This window comes from Streptomyces spiroverticillatus (genome assembly GCA_014650415.1).
GTDB classification, from domain to species: Bacteria; Actinomycetota; Actinomycetes; order Streptomycetales; family Streptomycetaceae; genus Streptomyces; species Streptomyces spiroverticillatus.
In genome coordinates, this window is record BMUX01000001.1 from 482,962 (window position 1) to 503,008 (window position 20,047).

Genomic DNA, 20,047 nt, shown 5'->3' on the forward strand with positions numbered 1-20,047 from the left:
CCGCGCACCGCGCGTGCTACGCGCGTAGCTACGCCGAATTGTGAAGCAGCCTTGCTCAAAAGTGAAGCGGGGCAGGGCTGATTCCGGTTGCCCGGCGGGGTGACTTCCGCCCGGGCACAGGAATCGGGGCCCGACGAGCCGCGTGAAGCAACTCTTCGGGCCCCGTCCTCAAGCGATGGCTCAGAGGGTGGACTTGACCTTGATGGTGCCGTCCACGATCTTCTTCTTCGCCTCGTCCAGCTTGGTCTGGACGTCCTTCAGGTGGTCACCCGTGGTGGTCAGGGTGACGCCGTTCTCCGCGAGGGAGTAGGTCGAGGTGCCCGTCTTCGGCTTGCCGTCCTTGATGGACTTGGCGAGCTCGAACACACCGGCGTCGACGTTCTTGACGACCGAGGTGAGGATGGACTCCTTGTACTTCGACAGCGACGGGTCGAGCGCCTGGTCGGAGTCGACGCCGATGGCCCAGGTGCCCTTCTTGCCCGCGACGGCCTCGATGGCGCCGGCGCCGGAGCCGCCCGCGGCCGCGAAGATCACGTCGGTGCCCTTGTCGAGCATGCCCTTGGCGGCTTCCTTGCCCTTGTCGGGGCTGCCGAAGCCGGAGAGGTCCGAGCCGGAGGAGAGGTACTGGATCTGCACGGTGGCGTCCGGCTTGGTCTCCTTGACGCCCTGCTGGAAGCCCGCGGCGAACTTCTTGATCAGCGGGATGTCGACGCCGCCGATGAAGCCGATCTTGCCGTCCTTGGACTTGTTCGCCGCGGCGACGCCCGCCAGGTAGGAGCCCTGCTCCTCGGTGAAGACGATGTTGTTGATGTTCTTCGCCTCGGCGACCGAGTCGACCAGGCCGAAGGTGACCTTCGGGTGCTTCTTGGCGACCTTGTCCAGGGCGTCCTTGTACGCGAAGCCGACGGCGACGACGGGGTTGAAGCCGCCCTCGGCCAGCGACGCGAGGCGCTGCTCGCGGTCGGCCGGGGTCTCACCGGTCTTGGCGGTGAGCTCCTTGGTCTCGGCGCCGAGCTCCTTCTTGGCCTTGTCCAGGCCGCGCGCGGCGGAGTCGTTGAACGAGTTGTCGCCACGGCCGCCGACGTCGTAGGCCATGCCTATCTTGAGCTTGCCGCCACCATCGCCGGAGCCGGAGCCCCCGGTGGACGACTCGCCACACGCGGTGGCGGTGAAAGCGAGGGCCGCAGTGGCGATGCTCGCAGCAGCGATCTTGGATACCCGGCGCACGGGACGCTCCTTCAACCTGACCGAAGCGCCTCTGTCCGGCGCTGGTTTCGCGGCGATCGTAACGCGCGTAGATGCCGGTTAAAGACCCGTTCATGAGTCGTTACCGGATCGTCGCGCGTTCGATTCACCAGGGTGTGTCGTACATAAGCAATGTACATACTCACAACGGACATAGCGAACCGTCTTGGAGGAATGCACAAAGGGCGTCTGCGGCACCTTTCGGTCACCGCGGACGCCCCCGCTGCATACGAAGCTAGGGCCGGATCGCCCTGCGCGCTAGCCCTTCGCGTCCATCAGTGCGGCAGCCGTGAAGAGTTCGACCCCGACGGTGATCGCGCTCTCGTCCACGTCGAAGTCGCCGCGGTGCAGGTCGCGCTTGACGGTGTCGCCGGGGGTGCGTACGCCCAGACGGGCCATCGCGCCGGGGACGTGTTCGAGGTACCAGGAGAAGTCCTCGCCGCCGAGGCTCTGCTCGGTGTCCTCGATGGAGTACGGGCCCAGGCGTGCGGCCATGGCGTTGACGAGGAGCTCGACGACCGTGCCGTCGTTGACGACCGGCGGGACGCCCCGGATGTAGTTGATCTGGGACTTCGCGCCGTGCAGGTCGGCGATGTCGGCGACGGCCGCGTGGATGAGGTCGGGGGCCTCGCGCCAGGTCTCCAGGTCCAGGCAGCGGACCGTGCCGGCCAGTTCGGCGTGCATCGGGATGACGTTGCAGGCGTGGCCGGACTCGATGCGGCCCCAGGTGACGGAGAGCCCCGAGCGGGCGTCGACGCGGCGCGAGATGACGGCGGGAACCTCGGTGGCCACCTTCGCCACGGCCGTCACGAGGTCCGTGGTCAGGTGCGGGCGCGCCGTGTGTCCACCCGGGCCGTCAAGAGCGATTTCCAGCCGGTCGCAGGCAGAGGTGATGGGGCCTACGCGAAGGCCGATACGCCCCGCGTCGACCTTGGGGTCGCAGTGCACGGCGATCATGCGGCCGACGCCCTTGAGAACACCCGCCTTGATGGCGTCGGCGGCGCCGCCCGGCAGCACCTCCTCGGCGGGCTGGAACAGCAGCCGTACCGCACGCGGCAGTTGACCCCTGCGGTCCAGCTCGGCGAGGACGAGGCCCGCGCCGAGGACGACCGTGGTGTGCACGTCGTGCCCGCAGGCGTGCGCCCGGTCCGGGACCGTGGAGCGGTAGGCCACCCCCACCTTGGCGTCCGGAATGGGCAGCGCGTCGATGTCCGCCCGCATCGCGAGCATCGGCGTCACGCCGTCCCACTCGCCGATGTCGCAGATGAGCCCGGTTCCGCCGGGGAGCACGCGCGGCTTGAGGCCCGCCTTCTCCAGGCGCGCCTTGATGGCGGCGGTGGTGCGGAACTCCTGGTTGCCGAGCTCGGGGTGCATGTGCAAGTCCCGGCGGAAGGCGATCAGTTCGGCACGCAGCGCGTCGGGCAGCGTGCCGGGCAGATCGTCTCCGGCGTCGGGACCGGCTTCGGACACGAGGGAGATCAACTGGTTCACCCCGTCAACGGTAGGCGCAACCGACCCCCAACTGCCTACCCATCAACAAAAGTTCAGCCCGATAGGCGTAAGAAATTTGCATGACAGAGGTGTGTCCAGGATGTAAGACGGGTATGAAGCGGGGTTACGTCGCGGGCAGTACCCGGAGTTTCCGCACGTCACGGGCGGTTCCGGTGACCCCGGCCAGGAAGCCCCGGGCCCGCGGCGAGGCGTCGGCCGCCAGCCACCCCGGATCGACGTCACAGACCGCGACCTTCACGTCCGTCCCCACGAGTGCCCTGGGGAGCGTGTGTACGACCGTGGAGGGGAAGCTCAGGATCGTACGCCCGATCGGGCCTCTGCGGGCGATGAGTTCGAGGGGCAGATCGGGGCGGACGATTTCGAGACCCGTCTCCAGGGCGAGCCGGTGCAGCTTGTCGGTGTTCTCGCGCCGGTGCGCGAAGTAGCGGGTGGCGCCGTGGTCCAGGGTGAGCGAGCGGACCGCGCCGATGTAGTGCTCCAGGTCCACGACACCGGTCTCCACCAGGGACGTACCGACGAGGTCGGCCGTGCGGGTGAGGCGGGGCGGGCCGAAGCGGGCCCGGGTCCAGGCCAGCTCGTTTGCGGTGACGGTGAGGCCGGGGAGGGCCTCGGTGACGGGCATCGCGGTGAAGAGTTCCACGGTGCGCCGGGGGGTGGGGGCGAGGCGGCGGCGTGCGGAGGTGGTGACGGGGGCGAGGAGGAGTTCGCGCGCCCCGCCGCCGTTGCCGCGCCGGTGCCAGCGCACCAGGCGCTCGCCGCGGGCGAGCTGGCCGGCGAACTCCATGGTGGCGGTGCCGTCGTCGACGACCACCAGGTGCGGGGCCTTGACGAGGGTCAGCAGCAGTTGGACGTACCGGGAGAAGGGGTCGCCGATGACGACGGTACGGGCCCGTCGCAGGGCGGGGGCGAGCCCTGCGACGGTGCGCAGCGGCGCCCCGGCCCCCTCCCGGGCGTCCTCCCAGCGCACCGCGCAGCCCTCGCCGCGGGCGAGTTCGGCCATGCGGCGGAGCTGGCCGCGGGACATGGGGTCGCGGGGGGAGAGGACGACGATCGTCATGTCGAGCGGCGTGGTGGGGGCCGCCTGGACGTGGGCCCACTCCAGGACGTTGAGGAGCTGGACGGGGCTTTCGACGAAGGCGAGCGTGGTGGGGGCGGGCGGGGCGGCGCTGCTCGGGGTCATGGCCGTCAGACTCCTGCGGGCTGGGGGTGGTCGGCTTCGGTGCGGGCTTCGGTGCTGGCTTCGGTGCTGGCTTCCTGCTGGGCTACGACGCCGGGGACGCGCCGGAGCTTGCGCATCGGGGCGAGCTCGGACTCGTAGACCTTCTTGACGCCGTCGCCGAGGGACGCCTCGATGGTGCGGATGTCGCGGACGAGGCGGGTGAGGCCGCCGGGCTCGACGGAGGCGGCCTGGTCGGAGCCCCACATGGCGCGGTCGAGGGTGATGTGCCGCTCGACGAAGGCGGCGCCGAGGGCGACGGCGGCGAGGGTGGTCTGCAGGCCCGTCTCGTGGCCGCTGTAGCCGATGGGGACGTTGGGGTACTCGGCCTGGAGGGTGTGGATGACGCGGAGGTTCAGCTCGTCGGCGACGGCGGGGTACGTCGACGTGGCGTGGCAGAGAAGGATGTTGGCGCTGCCGAGGACCTCGACGGCGTGCCGGATCTGGGCCGGGGTGGACATGCCGGTGGAGAGGATGATCGTGCGGCCGGTGGCGCGCAGCTCGCGGAGGAGCTCGTCGTCGGTGAGGGATGCGGAGGCCACCTTGTGGGCGGGGACGTCGAACTTCTCCAGGAAGGCGACGGCCTCGGTGTCCCACGGGGAGGCGAACCAGTCGATGCCGCGCTTCTTGCAGTGGGCGTCGATGGCGCGGTACTCGTCCTCGCCGAACTCGACGCGGTGGCGGTAGTCGATGTACGTCATCCGGCCCCACGGGGTGTCGCGCTCGATGTCCCACTGGTCGCGGGGGGTGCAGATCTCGGGGGTGCGCTTCTGGAACTTCACGGCGTCGCAGCCGGCCTCGGCGGCGGCGTCGACGAGGGCGAGGGCCTTGTCGAGGTCGCCGTTGTGGTTGATGCCGATCTCGCCGGTGATGTAGACGGGGTGGCCGGGGCCGGCGGTCTTGGTGCCGAGGGTGCGGAGGCGGGTGGTGTTGGTGCTGGTGTTGCTCATGTGCGGGGTCCTTACGGGGTGTTGGGGGTGTTGAGCTCGGGTCCGAGGAGCCAGGCGGCGATTTCGCGGATCGCTCCGCGGCCGCCGGGGGTGGTGGTCACGGTGCGGGCGGCGGCCCGCACGTGGTCGTGGGCGTCGGCCACGGCGACGGGCCAGCCGACGAGGGAGAAGCAGGGGAGGTCGTTGACGTCGTTGCCGACGTAGAGGACTCGGGAGGGGTCGATCCGCTGCTCGGCGCACCACTCCTTGAGGGCGGCGTCCTTGCGGTCGATGCCGTGCAGGACGGGGATGCGGAGCTTGCGGGCGCGGGCGGCGACGACGGGGTTGACCTCGGTGGAGAGGGTGAGGAGGGGCAGGCCGCTCCTGCGGAGGGCGGCGATGCCGAGGCCGTCGCCGCGGTGCACGGAGACCGTTTCGTGCCCGTCCGCGTCGATCCAGACGCGGTCGTCGGTCTGGGTGCCGTCGAAGTCCATGACGAGGGCGTCGATGTCGGCGAGGGCGGGGTGCTGGGGCGGGTCGAGGAGGGGGGCGAGGGCGCGGGCCCTTGCCAGGTCGTGGGGGTCGTCGATTTCGAGTACGCGGGCGGGGTCGGTGTGCACGAGCTCGGTGCGGCCGAAGAAGCGGTGGCGGTGTGCTCGGAACCCTGCGGTGTCCATGGCGTAGGCGGCACCGGTCTCCAGGAAGTCCTGGGGGCGGTCCTGGCGCCTCGGGCGGGTCGCCTTGTCGTGGTTGACGCCGGTGCCTGTGCTCGGGTGCGTCCACGTGCGGGTCTCGCCTGCGGCGGGCTGCCCCAGCCCCGCCCCTTCACCTAGACCCTGCGGGAGCGGGGCCCCGTTGCGTGCGGGTGCGTCGTGGCTGGTCGCGCAGTTCCCCGCGCCCCTGGGGGGCTGCTCCGCAGCCTCCCCCGGTGCCTCGCGCCATACGAAGCCGTGGAACGGGGCGACCGTCAGTGCGCTGTCCGCTCCGGCGAGGACTGCCGAGGCGACGCCGTCCACGTCGGACGCGGTCACGAAGGGGCTCGTGCACTGGACCAGGAGGACCACATCCGGCTCCTCCGCCTGGGCGTCCAGGGCGTGGAGGACGGCCGCCTCGCTGGAGGCCGTGTCGCCCGAGAGGGCGGACGGGCGGATCACGACCTCCGCCCCGGCCGCCAGCGCCACCGCCGCGATCTCCTCGGAGTCCGTCGAGACCACGACCTCCGTGACGTGCCGCGCAGCGAGGCAGGCCCGTACCGCCCGTACGACCAGCGGCACTCCCCCCACCGGTGCCAGGTTCTTGCCCGGCACTCCCTTCGAGCCGCCCCGGGCGGGGATCACGGCCAGCACCCTGCGGCCAGGAACGCGTTCCATCACAGCTCTCCCATGCGTCGAATGACCGGCGCGACCCTCTGCACCCCGTGCCGGTACGCCCCCCGTGCCGCCTCCCGGACCAGCCGGCGCGCCCTGGACACCTCTCCGCGCGGGGCCTCGTCGAGGCGGTGGCGGGCGAGGATGCCGGGGAGGTAGCCGGTCGCGGTGGCGGGGCTGTAGTAGGGGGACGGCGACGGGAGGACGGGGCGGGCGAGGAGGTCGGCGATCCGGTCGCGTACGGCGTCGTACGGGTCGTACGAATCGCCCGACGCGACCACCCCCTGGTCCCGCAGCCACTCCCCCGACGCCTCCGGCCGGTGGCCCGCGTCCAGGGCGTCCCAGGAGGTCAGGCAGCCGGAGCCGAGGAAGTAGTGGTTGCCGAGCGGCTCGCGGACGCCGAGGTCGGTGAGGATCGCGGTGGGGATGCCCCGGTGCAGGGACTCCAGCGCGGCGGTGGAGCTGACGGTGACGAGGAGGCCCGCGCGGTCCAGGATCTCGCCCATGTGCCCGTATGCGAGGCGGAAGTTGGCGGGCGGAGCGAGGTCCCGTACGAGACGCTGGTAGGGGAGCTCCTCGATGTGGGTCGTGTGCTCGCCCGGCTTGCTGCGGAGTTTGAGGACGACCTCCCGGCCAGGGTGCAGCCGCGCGTGCTGCACCAGCCGTCGCAGCAGGTACGCCCGGTCCGCCCGCCGCTCCGGCACCGACGGCTGCGCGGCGAACACCACCGCGTCGGCGACCCCGGCATAGGGCGCGCCGCCGAGGAAGGGCAGCGCGGCGCGGGTCACGGCGGACGCGTCGGCACCCACTCCCTCGTACACCTGCGTGAACCGGCGTTCGTCGTAAGGGGAGTTGGCGAGGACGAGGTCCGCGCCGTGGCGCAGCAACAGCCCGTCGGTCAGCTTTTCGTATACGACACCCACGTATCCGGTGACGAGCACCGGCCGGTGCTGCGGGCCCGGCCACAGCCGCGCCATCCCGTGCAGCAGCGCCTGCACCGAGCCGCCGACGAGGGCGAGGACAACGACGTCGTACGGCCCTCGCTCGACCGAAGCGAGGAATTCCGCCCCGGTGACCTCGCGGGGGTCCGCCAAGTCCGCGCCAACTTCCGAGAGCTGACGGGCCGTCGGCGTCGCGCGGCCCCGCAGCAGGAAGCCGGTCAGTTCCGCGTCCGCACACCCCTCCGCAATGCGGCGCGCCGTCAGCGCACCCCATTTCCAACGGGTGTCCGAATCCGCGATGACGGCAACTCGCAGGGAATTCCTCGCACTTGCCGTGCCGGTGAATGTTGCACTCGTAAGCGTGGGCACGACGGACAAGTTAGGGACCGGTTCCACTGAGCGGCCCAACTCGGCCGCAACAAAGGGTTAACAGGAGCCGACAAGGCGTTACCCGCAGCGAATTCGGGGGCGAATACCCGCGCACTTCACCGCCCGGACACGGCCGGTTCATCCGACATCCGCCCCCGCGCCCTAATGTCCCGGCTGTGGTCAAGCTCTCCGTCGTCGTGCCGTTCTACAACGTGCAGACATACGCCCCCGATGCCCTGCGAAGTCTGCGTGCGAACGCGCGCGAGGACTTCGAATTCCTCCTCGTCGACGACTGCTCGACGGACGCGACCCCGGAACTCCTCGCCCGGGCGGAGCGTGATCTTCCGGGGGCGGTGCTGCTCAGACACGAACGCAACGGCGGGCTCGCGACGGCCCGCAACACGGGCCTGGACGCGGCGCGCGGCGAGTACCTGACCTTCCTGGACGGCGACGACTGGCTGGCTCCGGGGTATCTGGGTCAACTGGTCGATGCGATCGAGGACTTGGGGTGTGACTTCGTCCGTACGGACCATGTGCAGTGCACCGGGCGCACCCGGGTCGTGCAGCGCGTCCCGCACGGGCGGCGCGGCGAGTCGATGCCGCCGCGCGAGGCGATCCTGCCCGCCGACCGCTCGACCTCGGTGGACTACGCGTACGCCTGGGCGGGCGTCTACCACCGCCGGCTCCTGGACCGGGGACTGCTGCACTTCACCGACGGGCTGCGCACGGCGGAGGACCGGCCGTGGATCTGGCGGCTGCACCGGGAGGCGGAATCCTTCGGGGTCGTGGGGCTGCTGGGGGTCTTCTACCGGCGGGGCATCGCGTCCTCGCTGACGCAGATCGGGGACGTACGACAACTCGACTTCATTCGTGCATTCGACCAGGTACTCGAAGAAACCGCACGGGATTCGGATGCGCGCGCACTTCTGCCGAAAGCGGTGCGTACCTACTGCGCGATCATTTCGCACCACTTGGGAAGTGCGGACGACTCGAAAAGGTTCGAACCGGCGGTGGCGAGGAAATTGCGGGCGATGAGTGCGGCGGCACTGCGGAGAATGCCGCAGGGAATTCTGGCGGAGGCCCTGAACGCGATGGATGTGGACCGGGCGACCCGGCTGCGGCGGCTGCGGCGGGGGCTCCCGGGCACGCTCCCGGGCTCGGGCTCGGGCACGGGTACGGGCACCGGGACCGGTACGGGGGCCGCCGCGTGAGCGACACCGTGCAGCTCTTCCTGGCCTCCACCCTGTACGGGACGGCCACCCTGGCCGCCGCCCTGGACAGCGGCAGCTTCCCGCCCGCCGACCGCCGCATCCTGCTGACCAGCAACAACGCGGCGACCCCCGAGGTCACCCCGCCGTTCACCGAGGCCCCGGGCTTCGCGGCACTCCGGACGCGCTTCGACGACGTACTCGACTGGAACGCGACGATCGCCCCGCTGCACCCCTCCGGGTGGACGCCCCGCCCGGACGATGTGCCGCTGTGGGAGCGGCAGTTGAGGCGGAACTGGGAGCTGGAGGGCTGCTCGGTCTCCCTCGTCCTGGAGTCCATCCAGGTCGCTCCCGCGCAGGCGGTGGCGCAGCTCTTCCCGGACGCGCCGATCGAGGTGTACGCGGACGGGCTGATGAGCTACGGGCCCACCCGCAACAAGCTCGATCCGCTGGTCGGGGGGCGGGTGCGGCGGCTGCTCCACCTGGACCTGGTACCGGGGCTGAAGCCGCTGCTGCTGAGCGAGTTCGGGGTGCCGTCGACGCTCGTACCCACGGACGCTTTCCTCAAGGTGCTCGGTGAACTCCCTTACACGGACGGCGACTTGACAGATACGTCGACCGCTCCCGCCCTGCTCCTCGGCCAGTACCTGTCCGCGCTGGACATCCTCACGCCGGAGGAGGAAGAGGCCCTGCACGTACGGATGTTGCGGGGGGCGGTGGCGCGCGGGCACCGGCGGGTGGTGTTCAAGCCGCACCCGTCGGCACCGGCGGGCTGGTCGCGGCGGCTGGAGGAGGAGGCGGGGGCGCTCGGCGCGGACCTCGCGGTCTTCGACTCGCCGCTGCTCGCGGAGGTCCTGTTCCGGCGGCTGCGGCCGGCGCTGGTGGTGGGGTGCTTCTCCACCGCCCTGTTCACCGCGCAGGCGCTGTACGGGATTCCGGTGGCGCGGGTCGGCACGGACGTGCTGCTCGAACGCCTCACTCCGTACGAGAACAGCAACCGCATCCCGGTGACGCTCGCGGATGCCCTCCTCCCGGACCTGGAGGCTCCTGCGGCCGCCCCCGCCGCGCAGGCAGACCCGGCGGCACTGGTCGCGGCGGTGGGGTACGCGATGCAGCCACAGGTGCTGTCCGACCGGCGGGGGGCGGCGGAACGCTACCTCCGTTCCGGCCTTTCCGCCCGCACGCGCCGCTACTTCAAGCGGCGGCGGCTGACCGCGCTGGGCCTGCCCGGGGGGCTGCCGAGGCGGCTGGCGTTCGTCCCGCGCAACCCGACGGTGCGCAGGGTGGCCCGCCGGGTCCGCCGACTGGCGGGGTGAGGGGGCGCGACCCCCTGGCGGGGCGAGGGGGGCGCGGCCCTGGCCCCCTCGTACCCAAGTACTACGCGGAAGTGAGAACCACGGGGTGACGACCCGGTACCCGTGCCGGACCTACCTTCGAAGCACTGGCCCCCCAGCACCACCGGAACCAGCGAAGGGAGTCCTCCCGTGGCCACCCGCATCCCCCGCCGACACCTCGTCATCGCCTGCGTCGCCCTCGTCCTGCACATTCCGCTGATGCAGGCCCAGGGCTCCCCGGACTCCCCGGCCCGCCCGGAAGCGGCGGTCGTTAGCCTCACCCCATGACGACGACCGCCCTGCACCCGTGGGGGTTCGAGACCCCCGACTCCCTCCTCCGCTTCCGCGACTTCCTCGCCGCGCTCACCCCCGGGAGCGCCCGCGCCCTCGCCGACCTCGGTGTCTCCTCCGCCGGGGTCGTCGACGTCCTCGCCGACCCGACGCGCACCCCTCTCCCCGGCAAGGAGTTCCGGGCCCACGGCCGCTACTACTGCGACCCCCCGGAGTTCCTGACCTTCCTGCACGGCGGCTCCGACGGCCTGCACCACGGCCTCTGGTTCGACGACGGCCGCACCTGCGCGGGCGTCGCGTCCTACTACACGCACGACGGCGGGGGCATCGAGTACGACCCCACCGGAACCCCCCTGACCACCGTCCGCGACACCCTGGAGCGCGTCTGGCGGGACCTCCACGACGACGACACCACCGATCCGGCGGTGACCGCCCGCATCGAGGCGGCGGCTCAACTCCGTACGGACATAAGGGCGTTCGAGACCGACGACCGGCCCGAGACCGGCCTCGACTACTCCCGCGCCCACGACCGGTCCTTCTTCCGCTCCCCCGCCGAACCGGCCCGCCTCACCACCCTCGACGGCGCGGGCGCCCTGGTCACCGGCGACACGATCCTGGACCGGCCGCCGCACAACGGGGCGGACGAGGAGAAGTTCGCGCAGTACCTGTACGCCAGGTTCGACGAGCCCGAGACCGTCGCCGCCTGGGTCACGGAGGCGCGTGCCCGCTGCGCGGCGGGCGACCCGGCGGAGGCCCTCGTCCTGGGCCGGGACCTCCACTGGGCGTCGTGGGGCGACCCGGTGCGGGAGGCCCAGGCCCATGAACTGCTGGTCCTGGCGTACACGGCCCTGGACCGGCCCCTGCTGGCGGAGCTGGTGACGGCGGTGCGGGAGCATCGCGGTCAGCCGAGTGTGGATGTGCTGGGCGGACGTTAGACGCGGCGTATGCGGATCGCGTACTGCTCCGGGTCCGGCTTCCGCAGGGACGCGAGCAGAACGCGTTCGGTGAGCGTCGTGCGGGTGCCGTCGGCGGGGCTCACCGGGGGGCCGCCCCGTCCGCCCGGCCCGGCGGATGTCGACGAGGAGCAGCAGCGAGGAGAGGAAGAACAGGGCCACGGCAGCCGGGAAGAGGGCCTCCCCCCAGTCCCCCTCGGCTGCGCTGGACCCGGCTGCGACCAGCGCCAGGACGATGGCCGCGCCGTACAGCACGCGCGTCGCCCGCCAGCCGACCGGGCCGCGCGGGATCCCCCTACCGTCCGGCGCCGACGGACGCCGGGACGGCAGCAGCAGCCGTGCGGGCAGCACTGCCATCGTCAGCGCGAGCACGGCGAACGCGCCCCGGAACGCGCCGAGCTCCACGGCCCCCGAGGTCACCGCCGCCGCCAAGGCCACCGCTCCCGCCGCACCCGACACCGCCCGGGTCGTTCTTCGTACCGCCGCCATGCCCTCCCCCTTCCGGCCGACCGGCTCCCCCACGCTCAGCCGGTCTGCTGCCAGTACTCCACGTCGCCGCGCAGTACGTACGGCACCAGTGCCCGCCGCTCGGACTCCCCGCCCTGCGCCACGACCAGGTACTTGCCTTCCAAGGTCACCGTGTCGCGGTCGGCGCGCCACAGGCGGGTGCAGGTGTCGGTCTCGCGATCGTAGGTGAAGGCCGTGACCGTGCGGTCGGTGAAGGCCAGATGGTGGCCGCCGGCCGGGAGGCCCTGCTCCACGGCCCGTACGGGGATCACCAGCCGCACCCACTCGCCGGTCGCGGCGGTCTCGCGGCGGAACCGGAGTTTGATCTCCTCGGGGTCCGGCGGGGGCCCGTCGCCGTCCCACCGCCACCAGAGGAAGAGGGCGAGCACGGCGAACACGCCCAGGGACACCAGGACTTTCCCCCACAGCGCGTCGGGGCCGAGCTGCCAGGCCGTCTGCACCAGCATCGACACGGCGAGGAGCGGCAGGAGGGGCTGCACGGTGCGGTAGGCCCGCTTGAGGAACATCCCCGGGGCCGAGCCCCTCTCCCGCACCGTCACGTCCGGTCACCCCTCCCGCCCTCCGCGTGCAACGCCGTCTCCCCGCGTCTTGCCCCGGCTCCCGGTGCCATTCCCTGGGCACACACCGTCCGCCGGGCGCCCCCTTGCCGGTAAGGACTCCTCCGGCAACCGGTGAGTTGACAGGCCCGCCGGGGCGTTTCAGGCCGGGTCCGGCCCGGCCCGCAGGACCGCCCCGATCCCCGTCACCACGGCCCGCAGCCCCTGCTCGAAGCTCTCCTCCGTCTGCGCGAAGATCACCGGCCCGGACTGTGCCGCCAGCGGGTACGCGGCGAGGCGTTCCGCGCGGGCGGCGAGGTCGTAGCCCCCGTCCGGGTCGGCGTCGGGGGCGGGGCCCATCGACTGCTCCTCGATGACGTAACCGATCGTGTAGCCGTACGCCGTGAACCAGGCCCGTGCCGCCCCGGCCGGTGTGAAACCCCCGTCCACAAGGGTGCGCAGGTGGGCCTCCATGGGGGCGGCGTAGGACAGGTCGGTGAAGTGCGTGCCGCTGTAGACCTTGGCGCCGTCGCGGTGGCGCAGGAGGTGGGCGCGCAGGCCGCGCATGGCGAGCACCAGCGCTTCGTCCCAGGCCAGACCGTCGGTGTGGCCCATGAAGTCGGCCGTCATTCGGCGCAGCATCTCGGTGGCCATCTCGTCGAGCAGGGCCTGTTTGTTCTTGAAGTGCCAGTAGAGCGCGGGGGCTTTGACGTCCAGCTCCTTGGCGATGAGGCGCAGGGTCAGCCCCTCCAGCCCCACCTCGTTGAGGAGTCGCAGGGCCGTCTCGGCGACCAGCTTCCGGTCCAGTTTCGTCGTAGCCACCTTGACAATTTAACAGCGTTAAGCGCAGGCTGGCGAACATGGAACTTAACAGCGTTAAGGACACCTCCGGAATCGACACTTCCGCGATCACCGAGACCTCCGTGCTGATCGTCGGCGCCGGACCCACCGGCCTCGCCCTCGCCTGCGACCTCGCCCGGCGCGGCGTCGACGCCCTGGTCGTCGAGCGCGCCGGCCGCCTGTTCCCCGGCTCGCGCGGCAAGGGCCTCCAGCCGCGCACCCTGGAGGTCTTCGACGACCTCGGGGTCGTGGACGCGGTCCTCGCGGCGAGCGGTCCCGCCCCGGTCGGCATGGCCTGGGGCGCGGACGGCTCACGCCTCGGCCCGTACGACATGTTCGAGCCGACCGAGCGCACCGAGGCCGAGCCGTACGCGGGGCGGCCCCGGATGATCCCCCAGTGGCGGACGCAGGAGATCCTGCACGCGCGGCTCGGGGAGCTGGGTGGCACGGTCCAGTTCGACGCTGCGGTAGCCGAGTTGACGCAGGACACCGACGGCGTCACCGTCCGCCTCCACGACGGGCGCCGCATCCGCGCCGCCTACCTGGTCGCCGCCGACGGCGGGCGCAGCACCGTACGCGGCGCACTCGGCATCCGCATGGACGGCGAGACCGTCGACCCCGCGCCCATGCTCGTCGCCGACGTCCGCGTACGGCCCGAGGCGCTCGACCGGGACAACTGGCACCTCTTCCCGCAGGCCGAGGACGGTCTCCTCGCGCTGTGCCCACTGCCCGGCACGGACGACTTCCAGCTGATGGCCCAGTACGCCGACGAGACCGCCACCCCCGACACCTCTCCGGACGGCGTACGTCAACTCGTCGGCGCGCGCAGCCACTTGAGGCCCGACGACATCGCGCACGTCCTGTGGACCTCCGACTTCCGCCCGCGCGCCGCCCTCGCCGAGCGCTTCCGCAACGGGCGCGTCTTCCTCGCCGGGGACGCCGCGCACATCCACTCCCCGGCGGGCGGCCAGGGCCTCAACACCTCCGTGCAGGACGCGTACAACCTCGGGTGGAAGCTCGGCCAGGTACTGCGGTACGGGGCCGATCCCGCCCTCCTCGACACGTACGAGCAGGAGCGCCGCCCCGTCGCGGCGGACATGCTCGGCCTCAGCACACAGGTGCACCGGGGCGAGCGGCAACGCGGCGCTGCCACCCAGCAGTTGGGGCTCGGCTACCGGGGCGGACCGCTGTCGGCCGGTGCCGCCGGGGCGCTGGAGGCGGGCGACCGCGCACCGGACGCCCGCCTCGCGGACGGCACGCGGCTGTTCGACGCCTACCGGGGGCCGCACTTCACGCTGGTGGCGGTGGGGGCGGCGGCCCCGGCGGCGTACGAGTACGAGAAGGACTGGCTGCACACCGTGCACGCGCCGGGGCTGGCGGCGTACGGCGAGGGGCTCTTCCTGGTCCGGCCGGACGGGTATCTGACCTGGGCCGGGCGCGACGGCGGCGAACTGGCCTCCTACGTGGGCCAGTTCGCCGCCTCGGTCATGCGGTAGCCGGGGGCGGGCCCGACGGGAGCGGGATGCCGGAGAGGATCGGCAGGATCACCGACTCCTCGTAGTCCATGTGGGCGGTCAGCTCCTCGGACATCCGGGTGAGTTCGGCGAGGAAGGTGCCGGGGTCGGCGGTCCTGAACTCCCTTATGTGGGCGGCGAGTTCGGACTTCAGGTCGGCCACCTTGCGGTGCTCCTCCCGGAGCCGGGCGAGGGCCTCCGCCAGGTGCGGCTGATGGTGCTCGATCTGGGGGAAGACCGCCGCGTCCTCGCTGCGGTGGTGGAAGTCGAGGGTCTCGCAGAAGGCCAGGCAGTGCTGGCGGATCTGGAGGCCCAGGCCGGGGAGGGTCGGCGCGCCCGGGTCGGCGGCGGCCGCCGCGAAGTGGGCCTCGGCGTCGGCGCGGACGCGGGCGAGCTGGCCGCGCAGCCAGACGTGGATCTCGAGCAGCTTGTCGCCGACGGTCAGGGCCGGGCGCGGGCCGCCTGCGGGACCGTACTCGGTGCGTTCGAGGACGACGACCGGGAGGATGCGCGCGGTCTGCGCCTGGTAGTCGGCGTAACCGGAGGACGTACGCACGATCCGCTCGAAGAGGCGGTCGCGGCGCTCCCCCTCGGCCGGGACGGCGACCGCGCCGAAGGACTCCGTGCCGACCTCCACCTCGACGGCGGGGTGGGTGAGGACGTTGTGGTACCAGGCGGGGTGGGTGTCGGCGCCCAAGTTCGAGCCGGTGACGAGGAGTCGGCCGTCCTCGGTGCGGGCGTAACCGAGCGGGACGGTGTGCCGGGCGCCGGACCTCGCGCCGGTGGTGGTGAGGAGGAGCAGGTCACCGCCCTCGAAGGGGCCGCCCACCTTTCCCTCGTGGGCGCGGAACTCGTCGATGACCCATTGGTTGAATCTCATACGGTGTCGCCGTCTCCTGAACAGGTGTGGGTGACTCCGCGGCAGGCGGGGTGCCCTGAACAAGGCACGCCCGTGCGGCACGGAGGAGAGGAAGGAGGGGTGGTGCGGGGACGCGGAACGGTGGCGTCAGGTGCTGGCGTCAGGTACTGCGGAAGCGTGCGGAGTCTCGGCTCATCGCGATCGCCCTCTGCGGGAAGGGTGCTGGCTCGGTCACCGGCCTGCCCACTGCTCTGTGGCCGGGACCGCGCTGCACGCCGATCATTAGAGGTCGTCGGGTCCGGATGTGTCAACACGGGTCCGTACGCGTGTGACATGCGCGAAGGGCGGGGCGGTGTGGGGGCCGCTGTGCGCGTCAGCCCTGTTGCGCATACGAGGTGTGCGGGAGGTGCGCGAGACACGGGACGCGGCGGAGAGCGCGAGGAAAGGAGGCGCGGGCGGGATCGGGGGAACGAATCCCGCCCGCGCCAGGTGCGCAGAGCCACAGGTACGGGGGGAACCCCGGCTCGTGCGCGGCCGATGACCAGTCGGCACATTCCCTACAGCGTCACCGGCTCGAAAAACGTCACACCTGCGACGAAGGAAGTTTCCCGGAGGGTGTGAACGCCGTGCGGCGGGCGGGGGTGAGGGCACGCGCGGGGGCGCGCTTCAGGGCCTTCGCGTCGGTGCGGTGGTTGCCCTTGCCGCCCCGGGAGCCGTTGCCGCGGCCCCCGTCGTCGTTGACGTGGTCGTCGTTCTCGCCCTTGCCGCCGGTTCCGCCTCCGGAACCGGTTCCGTTTCCGCTGCCGGGGCCCTGGTTGCCGTCATCGCCGGGGAGCGGCGGGACGGCTCCGTTGTCGCCGCCCTTGCCGTCGAGGAGGCGGTCGCAGAAGCGGGCGATGCCGTCGGCACCCTTGGCCTGGGCCTCCAGGTACTGCTTGACCTGGTCCGGCAGCCGGTTGGCCCGGTAGTCGCGGCACGCCTTGACGGTGCGCTGCTGCCACCCCTTGCCCTGGCCCTCCTTGTCGCCCGATCCCTGGGAGGAGTCCGGTTCCCGGCCCTTTGAGGGGTCGGTGGTCGACGCCCCGGAACCGGTGTCCTGGTCGGTGCCCTTCGAGCCGCCGCCCGGATCCGCCGAACCGTCCCGGTCGTCGCCGGTGGTGCCTCCGCTCACCCGGCTGCCGCCGGAGGACTCGCCGCCGGTGGCCGGCGGAGGGCTGCCCCCGGTCGGCTTCTCGGGCGGTCCGGAACGTTCCGGTTGAGGGCCCTCGGTGGATTCCGGATCAACCTCGTGCTCCGCGGAGTCGGGGCTCGCCACCGACACCGAGGAGGCGGGGTCGGGCTCCACGTGCCCGAACAGGAAGGGGCCGGGAAGCACTCCCGTACCGGCGGCGACGGCCACACCGCCCAACGCTCCGGCCGCCACCACCGTGACCAGGCCCAGCCGCAGGGGCCGCCCCCACCGGGAGCGCCGCCGGGCCGAAGCCACGCACCGGGACTGCCGGAACGCCGCCAGCGCAGCCGCCTCCCCTGGCAACTCCCGCACCCCGGAGCCGGCAGCGGAGCCCGAGCCCGTACCGGATCCGTGTCCGGAAGCCGTGCCCCCGTCCGCCGCCGCGCGCAAGCCGTCGAGCGCAGCCGCGACTTCCACCTCTCCCACCCGGGAGGAATCCGCCCCGGCCCGGGAGAGGCCCGCACCGGAGACGGCCTCACCCGACGCACCCGCCGCCGCTGCCGCCGCACCCTCCGCGTCCGTACCGAACGGAACCGCACCATCACCCGAGGAACCCACACCCAACGCGCCCCCGCCCGAGGGCCCCGCGTTCTCGTCCGGCTCGCCGCGCAGCAGGCGTTCCGCCGCCGCCTCGTCAAGCCACTCGTAGCGCTCGTCGGCCATCACGTTTCCCTCTGCGTCCGCGCGCGTGAATGCGTCACACACGGGCCTTGCACCATCGCCCCGACACCCGCACCCGCAGGCCCCGCATGCCGCCTGTCCCGCTGCGGCGGCACGACGTCCAGCAGACCATCCGCCGGACCGTCGCCCCAGGGCGCCCCACCTTCCTGACCCGCACCGCCGAGCAGTTCGGCCAGCCGCTTGAGGCCCCGGTGAGCAGCCGTGCGCACGGCACCGGGCCGCTTGCCCAGCGTCTTCGCGGCGCTCTTCGCGTCCAGCCCGACGACCACGCGCAGCACGACAGCCTCCGCCTGGTCCTGCGGGAGCTGCGCGATGAGCGCCATGGTGCGGTCGGTGGCCAGCGACTCCATGGCCTCGCCCGCCGTGTCGGAGGCGGCGGGTTCCTCGGCGAGTTCGGTGTCGTCGCCGCCCACGGCGGGACGCCGGCCCCGCATCCGGATGTGGTCGAGCGCCCGGTTGCGGCCGATCCTCGCCGCCCAGCCCCGGAACCGGTCCGCGTCGCCGTGGAAGCGGTCCAGGTCACGGGCTATCTGGAGCCAGGCCTCGGACGCGACGTCCTCCGCGTCCGGTTCGCCGACCAGTGTGCGTATGTAGCCCAAAAGCCGTGGATGCACGGCACGGTACACAGTCCGGAACGCCTGCTCGTTCCCGTCCTGTGCCGCGAGCACCGCGGCGGTCAGCTCCGCGTCGTCCCCCAGCACTATCTCAACCTGTCCCCAGTCGATGCTGGCTGTCCCCAGTCGGTGCCGGTCCCCGGAGTGCACCCCGTGCACCACGTGCACCACTTGCACCCGCCCCAGCGCGAATGTGCACGCTACGACGCCGACGGGCGATTAGTCCATGACTTGTACAACCTGCAACGACCTGCTGACTCACCGAGGTGTGACAGAAAACGCACCGGCGGCGCAGTAAGGGATACGGGCTCGTCGCACAGCCCGCACGGATCGGCGGCCGGGGTCACTCCTGTGGGGGGTGGCGACTCCGGCCGCCCTTCCGGCCCCACAGCCCACGGGAATCTCAGGCCCGCCGCGCCCTCCGCGCCGCCGCAGCCCGCAGTACCCGCTTGCCCTCCGTCGACTGCACGAAGGCCGCCCGCAGTCCGTCGCCGTCCCCGGCGAGCAGGCCGAGCAGGCGTTCCTGGCGGCGGAGTTCACCGGTGGCCAGCGGCCCGTCGTCCCGGTCGCCGTCCAGGTACCGGTGCACGGCGAGGGCGGCGGCCGAGCACTCCCCGGCCCAGATCCGCAGCTCGTCCGCCGCGTACACACGGGGCACGGCCGCGGCCCGGCGCAGCACCGCCACCGGCGCGGACTCCGTCTGCGTCACGGCTCGTACGACCAGGGCGGCGGCCTGCCGCAACCGGCTCAGCCACTCCTCGCCGCCCTCGGCGGCCTCCCAGAGCGGACGCAGGGCGGCGTCCGAGTCGACGGCGACTCCGGCCTCGTACTCCAGGAGCGGCAGGCAACGATCCAGGCAGGCGAGTGCACTGACGGCGAGTGCGCGCTCGTCGGCACGGGAGATCCGGTCGGTCAGTTCGACCGTCGGCAGGCTCACGCGTCCTCCTCGGCCCCGGTACGGGCGGTGTCCCCGGCCGCCCCGCGCGGGACGGTGGACGCCACCGTACGGCGGCAGTTCGGCCCGCCTGACACGGACCCTCTGCTTCCGTCTGCGTACGGGGGACGAAATGCGTCACACCGGCATCTTCCACGCACAGGGGCCTGCCCCTCGCCACCGCCGAGCGGCAGCGAGGGGCAGGCCCCGAGGAAACGTCACCTCACACGACGCCTCACACGACGCCTCACGCGTGGCGGAACGTCACTGCCGGCGCTCAAGGCCCAGTACGTCCAGGAAGTACCCGAACAGTTCCTCGGCCAGCGGGTCGGCCTCCGCCTTCAGCACCGCGGTCAGCGGCTCCAGTTCGACGGTCCGGCCCGCCTCCGCGGCCCAGGCCACGGCCTTCTCGGCGGCGTCCTCCGCCGACAGGAACAGGTCCTCCAGGAGCAGCCCGTCCGCCTTCAGGTACTCGGCCATCGCCTCGCGGCCCAGGCACGCGAACCACGAACCGCCCTCGGGCGACGCGGCCTCGATGACCACGCAGTCGCTGCCCATGACGAACGCGAACAGCGCCGGCGCCCCGGTGTCCCGGCACACGCCGCGCGCCAGCGCGCCCATGTCCCCGACCTCGGGCTCGCTCGGACGCTCCCAGACCTGCCAGCCGCCGGTGCGCTCGTCGTATAGCGCCAGATCCTGTCTGACCTCGGCCAATGCATCCAGCTCCGAGAGCGGCCCGGCGTTCTTCCCTACGACGAAGTAACCCCAGAAACCCATGTTTCCCACTCCCCCCACGCGTTGACCTCAAGAGGCTCAAGCCTCACCCGGACTTTGCCGGAACGGCCAGTTGCGCACGTATCCACCACAGTCCTGGCACATTGTGCCCACATGACGGGGGGTCATGGCCATCGGAGTCCGACTGCGGCCTGAATCACACCGCTGATC

General features: G+C 72.1%; 18 protein-coding genes. 5 read left to right on the plus strand and 13 right to left on the minus strand.

The genetic code is table 11. The features are described from left to right. Nucleotides 1-180 precede the first annotated feature (180 nt). The 6 genes from IE269_RS02225 to IE269_RS02250 all read right to left on the minus strand — a co-directional run bounded on the left by IE269_RS02225 (nt 181) and on the right by IE269_RS02250 (nt 7,579). On the minus strand, nt 181-1,227 hold the full coding sequence (locus IE269_RS02225; RefSeq protein WP_189820942.1) for a BMP family lipoprotein: 1,047 nt from the start codon (nt 1,225-1,227) through the stop codon (nt 181-183). 276 nt (nt 1,228-1,503) lie between these two features. Further along, complete coding sequence (locus tag IE269_RS02230; RefSeq protein ID WP_189821356.1) at nt 1,504-2,727, minus strand: M20 family metallopeptidase; 1,224 nt, start codon at nt 2,725-2,727, stop codon at nt 1,504-1,506. Nucleotides 2,728-2,860: 133 nt separating this feature from the next. Next, entirely contained in the window at nt 2,861-3,937 is a 1,077-nt protein-coding gene (locus IE269_RS02235) for a hypothetical protein (RefSeq protein ID WP_189820943.1), read from the minus strand. Between the two features lie 5 nt (nt 3,938-3,942). Continuing rightward, nucleotides 3,943-4,923 (minus strand): N-acetylneuraminate synthase family protein, encoded by a 981-nt coding sequence (locus IE269_RS02240; RefSeq protein ID WP_189820944.1) that lies wholly within the window; start codon nt 4,921-4,923, stop codon nt 3,943-3,945. An 11-nt stretch (nt 4,924-4,934) separates the two neighbouring features. Beyond that, entirely contained in the window at nt 4,935-6,272 is a 1,338-nt protein-coding gene (locus IE269_RS02245; protein ID WP_189820945.1) for an acylneuraminate cytidylyltransferase, read from the minus strand. Further along, nucleotides 6,272-7,579 carry a DUF6716 putative glycosyltransferase gene (locus IE269_RS02250; protein WP_229897410.1) on the minus strand — a complete coding sequence of 436 codons (1,308 nt, stop codon included), beginning with the start codon at nt 7,577-7,579 and terminating at the stop codon, nt 6,272-6,274. The genes IE269_RS02245 and IE269_RS02250 overlap by 1 nt, the downstream gene beginning before the upstream one ends. A gap of 176 nt (nt 7,580-7,755) precedes the next feature. Here IE269_RS02250 and IE269_RS02255 point away from each other — a divergent pair, with 176 nt between their 5' ends. From IE269_RS02255 to IE269_RS02270, 4 genes are all read left to right on the plus strand, one after another. Further along, entirely contained in the window at nt 7,756-8,790 is a 1,035-nt protein-coding gene (locus IE269_RS02255) for a glycosyltransferase family 2 protein (protein ID WP_189820946.1), read from the plus strand. Continuing rightward, the gene (locus IE269_RS02260; RefSeq protein WP_189820947.1) at nt 8,787-10,103 is read left to right on the plus strand and encodes an alpha-2,8-polysialyltransferase family protein; all 1,317 of its coding nucleotides are present in this window, start codon (nt 8,787-8,789) and stop codon (nt 10,101-10,103) included. The genes IE269_RS02255 and IE269_RS02260 overlap by 4 nt, the downstream gene beginning before the upstream one ends. 168 nt (nt 10,104-10,271) lie before the next feature. Beyond that, complete coding sequence (locus IE269_RS02265) at nt 10,272-10,409, plus strand: hypothetical protein (protein ID WP_189820948.1); 138 nt, start codon at nt 10,272-10,274, stop codon at nt 10,407-10,409. After that, the gene (locus IE269_RS02270; protein ID WP_189820949.1) at nt 10,406-11,347 is read left to right on the plus strand and encodes a DUF2228 domain-containing protein; all 942 of its coding nucleotides are present in this window, start codon (nt 10,406-10,408) and stop codon (nt 11,345-11,347) included. Before IE269_RS02265 ends, IE269_RS02270 begins: the two co-directional genes overlap by 4 nt. A 542-nt stretch (nt 11,348-11,889) precedes the next feature. Here IE269_RS02270 and IE269_RS02275 read toward each other — a convergent pair. Together IE269_RS02275 and IE269_RS02280 are read right to left on the minus strand one after the other, a co-directional pair. Beyond that, nucleotides 11,890-12,432 (minus strand): hypothetical protein, encoded by a 543-nt coding sequence (locus tag IE269_RS02275; RefSeq protein WP_189820950.1) that lies wholly within the window; start codon nt 12,430-12,432, stop codon nt 11,890-11,892. Between the two features lie 159 nt (nt 12,433-12,591). Further along, a complete protein-coding gene (locus tag IE269_RS02280; protein ID WP_189820951.1) occupies nt 12,592-13,251 on the minus strand; it encodes a TetR/AcrR family transcriptional regulator C-terminal domain-containing protein in 660 nt (219 codons plus the stop codon). Between the two features lie 38 nt (nt 13,252-13,289). Between IE269_RS02280 and IE269_RS02285 the strand changes: the two genes are divergently transcribed. Continuing rightward, nucleotides 13,290-14,765, plus strand: coding sequence for an FAD-dependent monooxygenase (locus tag IE269_RS02285; protein ID WP_189820952.1), 1,476 nt, complete (start codon nt 13,290-13,292; stop codon nt 14,763-14,765). On the opposite strand, the gene IE269_RS02290 is transcribed toward IE269_RS02285, so the two are convergent. The 5 genes from IE269_RS02290 to IE269_RS02310 all read right to left on the minus strand — a co-directional run bounded on the left by IE269_RS02290 (nt 14,755) and on the right by IE269_RS02310 (nt 19,879). After that, nucleotides 14,755-15,663, minus strand: coding sequence for a nitroreductase/quinone reductase family protein (locus tag IE269_RS02290; protein ID WP_189820953.1), 909 nt, complete (start codon nt 15,661-15,663; stop codon nt 14,755-14,757). The genes IE269_RS02285 and IE269_RS02290 overlap by 11 nt on opposite strands. A gap of 562 nt (nt 15,664-16,225) precedes the next feature. Beyond that, on the minus strand, nt 16,226-17,536 hold the full coding sequence (locus IE269_RS02295) for a hypothetical protein (RefSeq protein ID WP_189820954.1): 1,311 nt from the start codon (nt 17,534-17,536) through the stop codon (nt 16,226-16,228). Then, complete coding sequence (locus IE269_RS02300; RefSeq protein WP_189820955.1) at nt 17,536-18,255, minus strand: RNA polymerase sigma factor; 720 nt, start codon at nt 18,253-18,255, stop codon at nt 17,536-17,538. Before IE269_RS02300 ends, IE269_RS02295 begins: the two co-directional genes overlap by 1 nt. A 316-nt stretch (nt 18,256-18,571) precedes the next feature. Then, nucleotides 18,572-19,105 (minus strand): hypothetical protein, encoded by a 534-nt coding sequence (locus IE269_RS02305; protein WP_229897411.1) that lies wholly within the window; start codon nt 19,103-19,105, stop codon nt 18,572-18,574. Between the two features lie 261 nt (nt 19,106-19,366). After that, on the minus strand, nt 19,367-19,879 hold the full coding sequence (locus IE269_RS02310; protein WP_189820956.1) for a hypothetical protein: 513 nt from the start codon (nt 19,877-19,879) through the stop codon (nt 19,367-19,369). Nucleotides 19,880-20,047: the final 168 nt, after the last annotated feature.

What these genes read in the sequence shown, in the direction of transcription:
- IE269_RS02235 (WP_189820943.1), bottom strand. Translation starts at nt 3,937, where the DNA reads ATGACCCCGAGCAGCGCCGCCCCGCCCGCCCCCACCACGCTCGCCTTC.
- IE269_RS02240 (WP_189820944.1), bottom strand. Translation starts at nt 4,923, where the DNA reads ATGAGCAACACCAGCACCAACACCACCCGCCTCCGCACCCTCGGCACC.
- IE269_RS02245 (WP_189820945.1), bottom strand. Translation starts at nt 6,272, where the DNA reads ATGGAACGCGTTCCTGGCCGCAGGGTGCTGGCCGTGATCCCCGCCCGG.
- IE269_RS02270 (WP_189820949.1), top strand. Translation starts at nt 10,406, where the DNA reads ATGACGACGACCGCCCTGCACCCGTGGGGGTTCGAGACCCCCGACTCC.
- IE269_RS02285 (WP_189820952.1), top strand. Translation starts at nt 13,290, where the DNA reads ATGGAACTTAACAGCGTTAAGGACACCTCCGGAATCGACACTTCCGCG.
- IE269_RS02290 (WP_189820953.1), bottom strand. Translation starts at nt 15,663, where the DNA reads ATGAGATTCAACCAATGGGTCATCGACGAGTTCCGCGCCCACGAGGGA.
- IE269_RS02295 (WP_189820954.1), bottom strand. Translation starts at nt 17,536, where the DNA reads ATGGCCGACGAGCGCTACGAGTGGCTTGACGAGGCGGCGGCGGAACGC.
- IE269_RS02310 (WP_189820956.1), bottom strand. Translation starts at nt 19,879, where the DNA reads ATGGGTTTCTGGGGTTACTTCGTCGTAGGGAAGAACGCCGGGCCGCTC.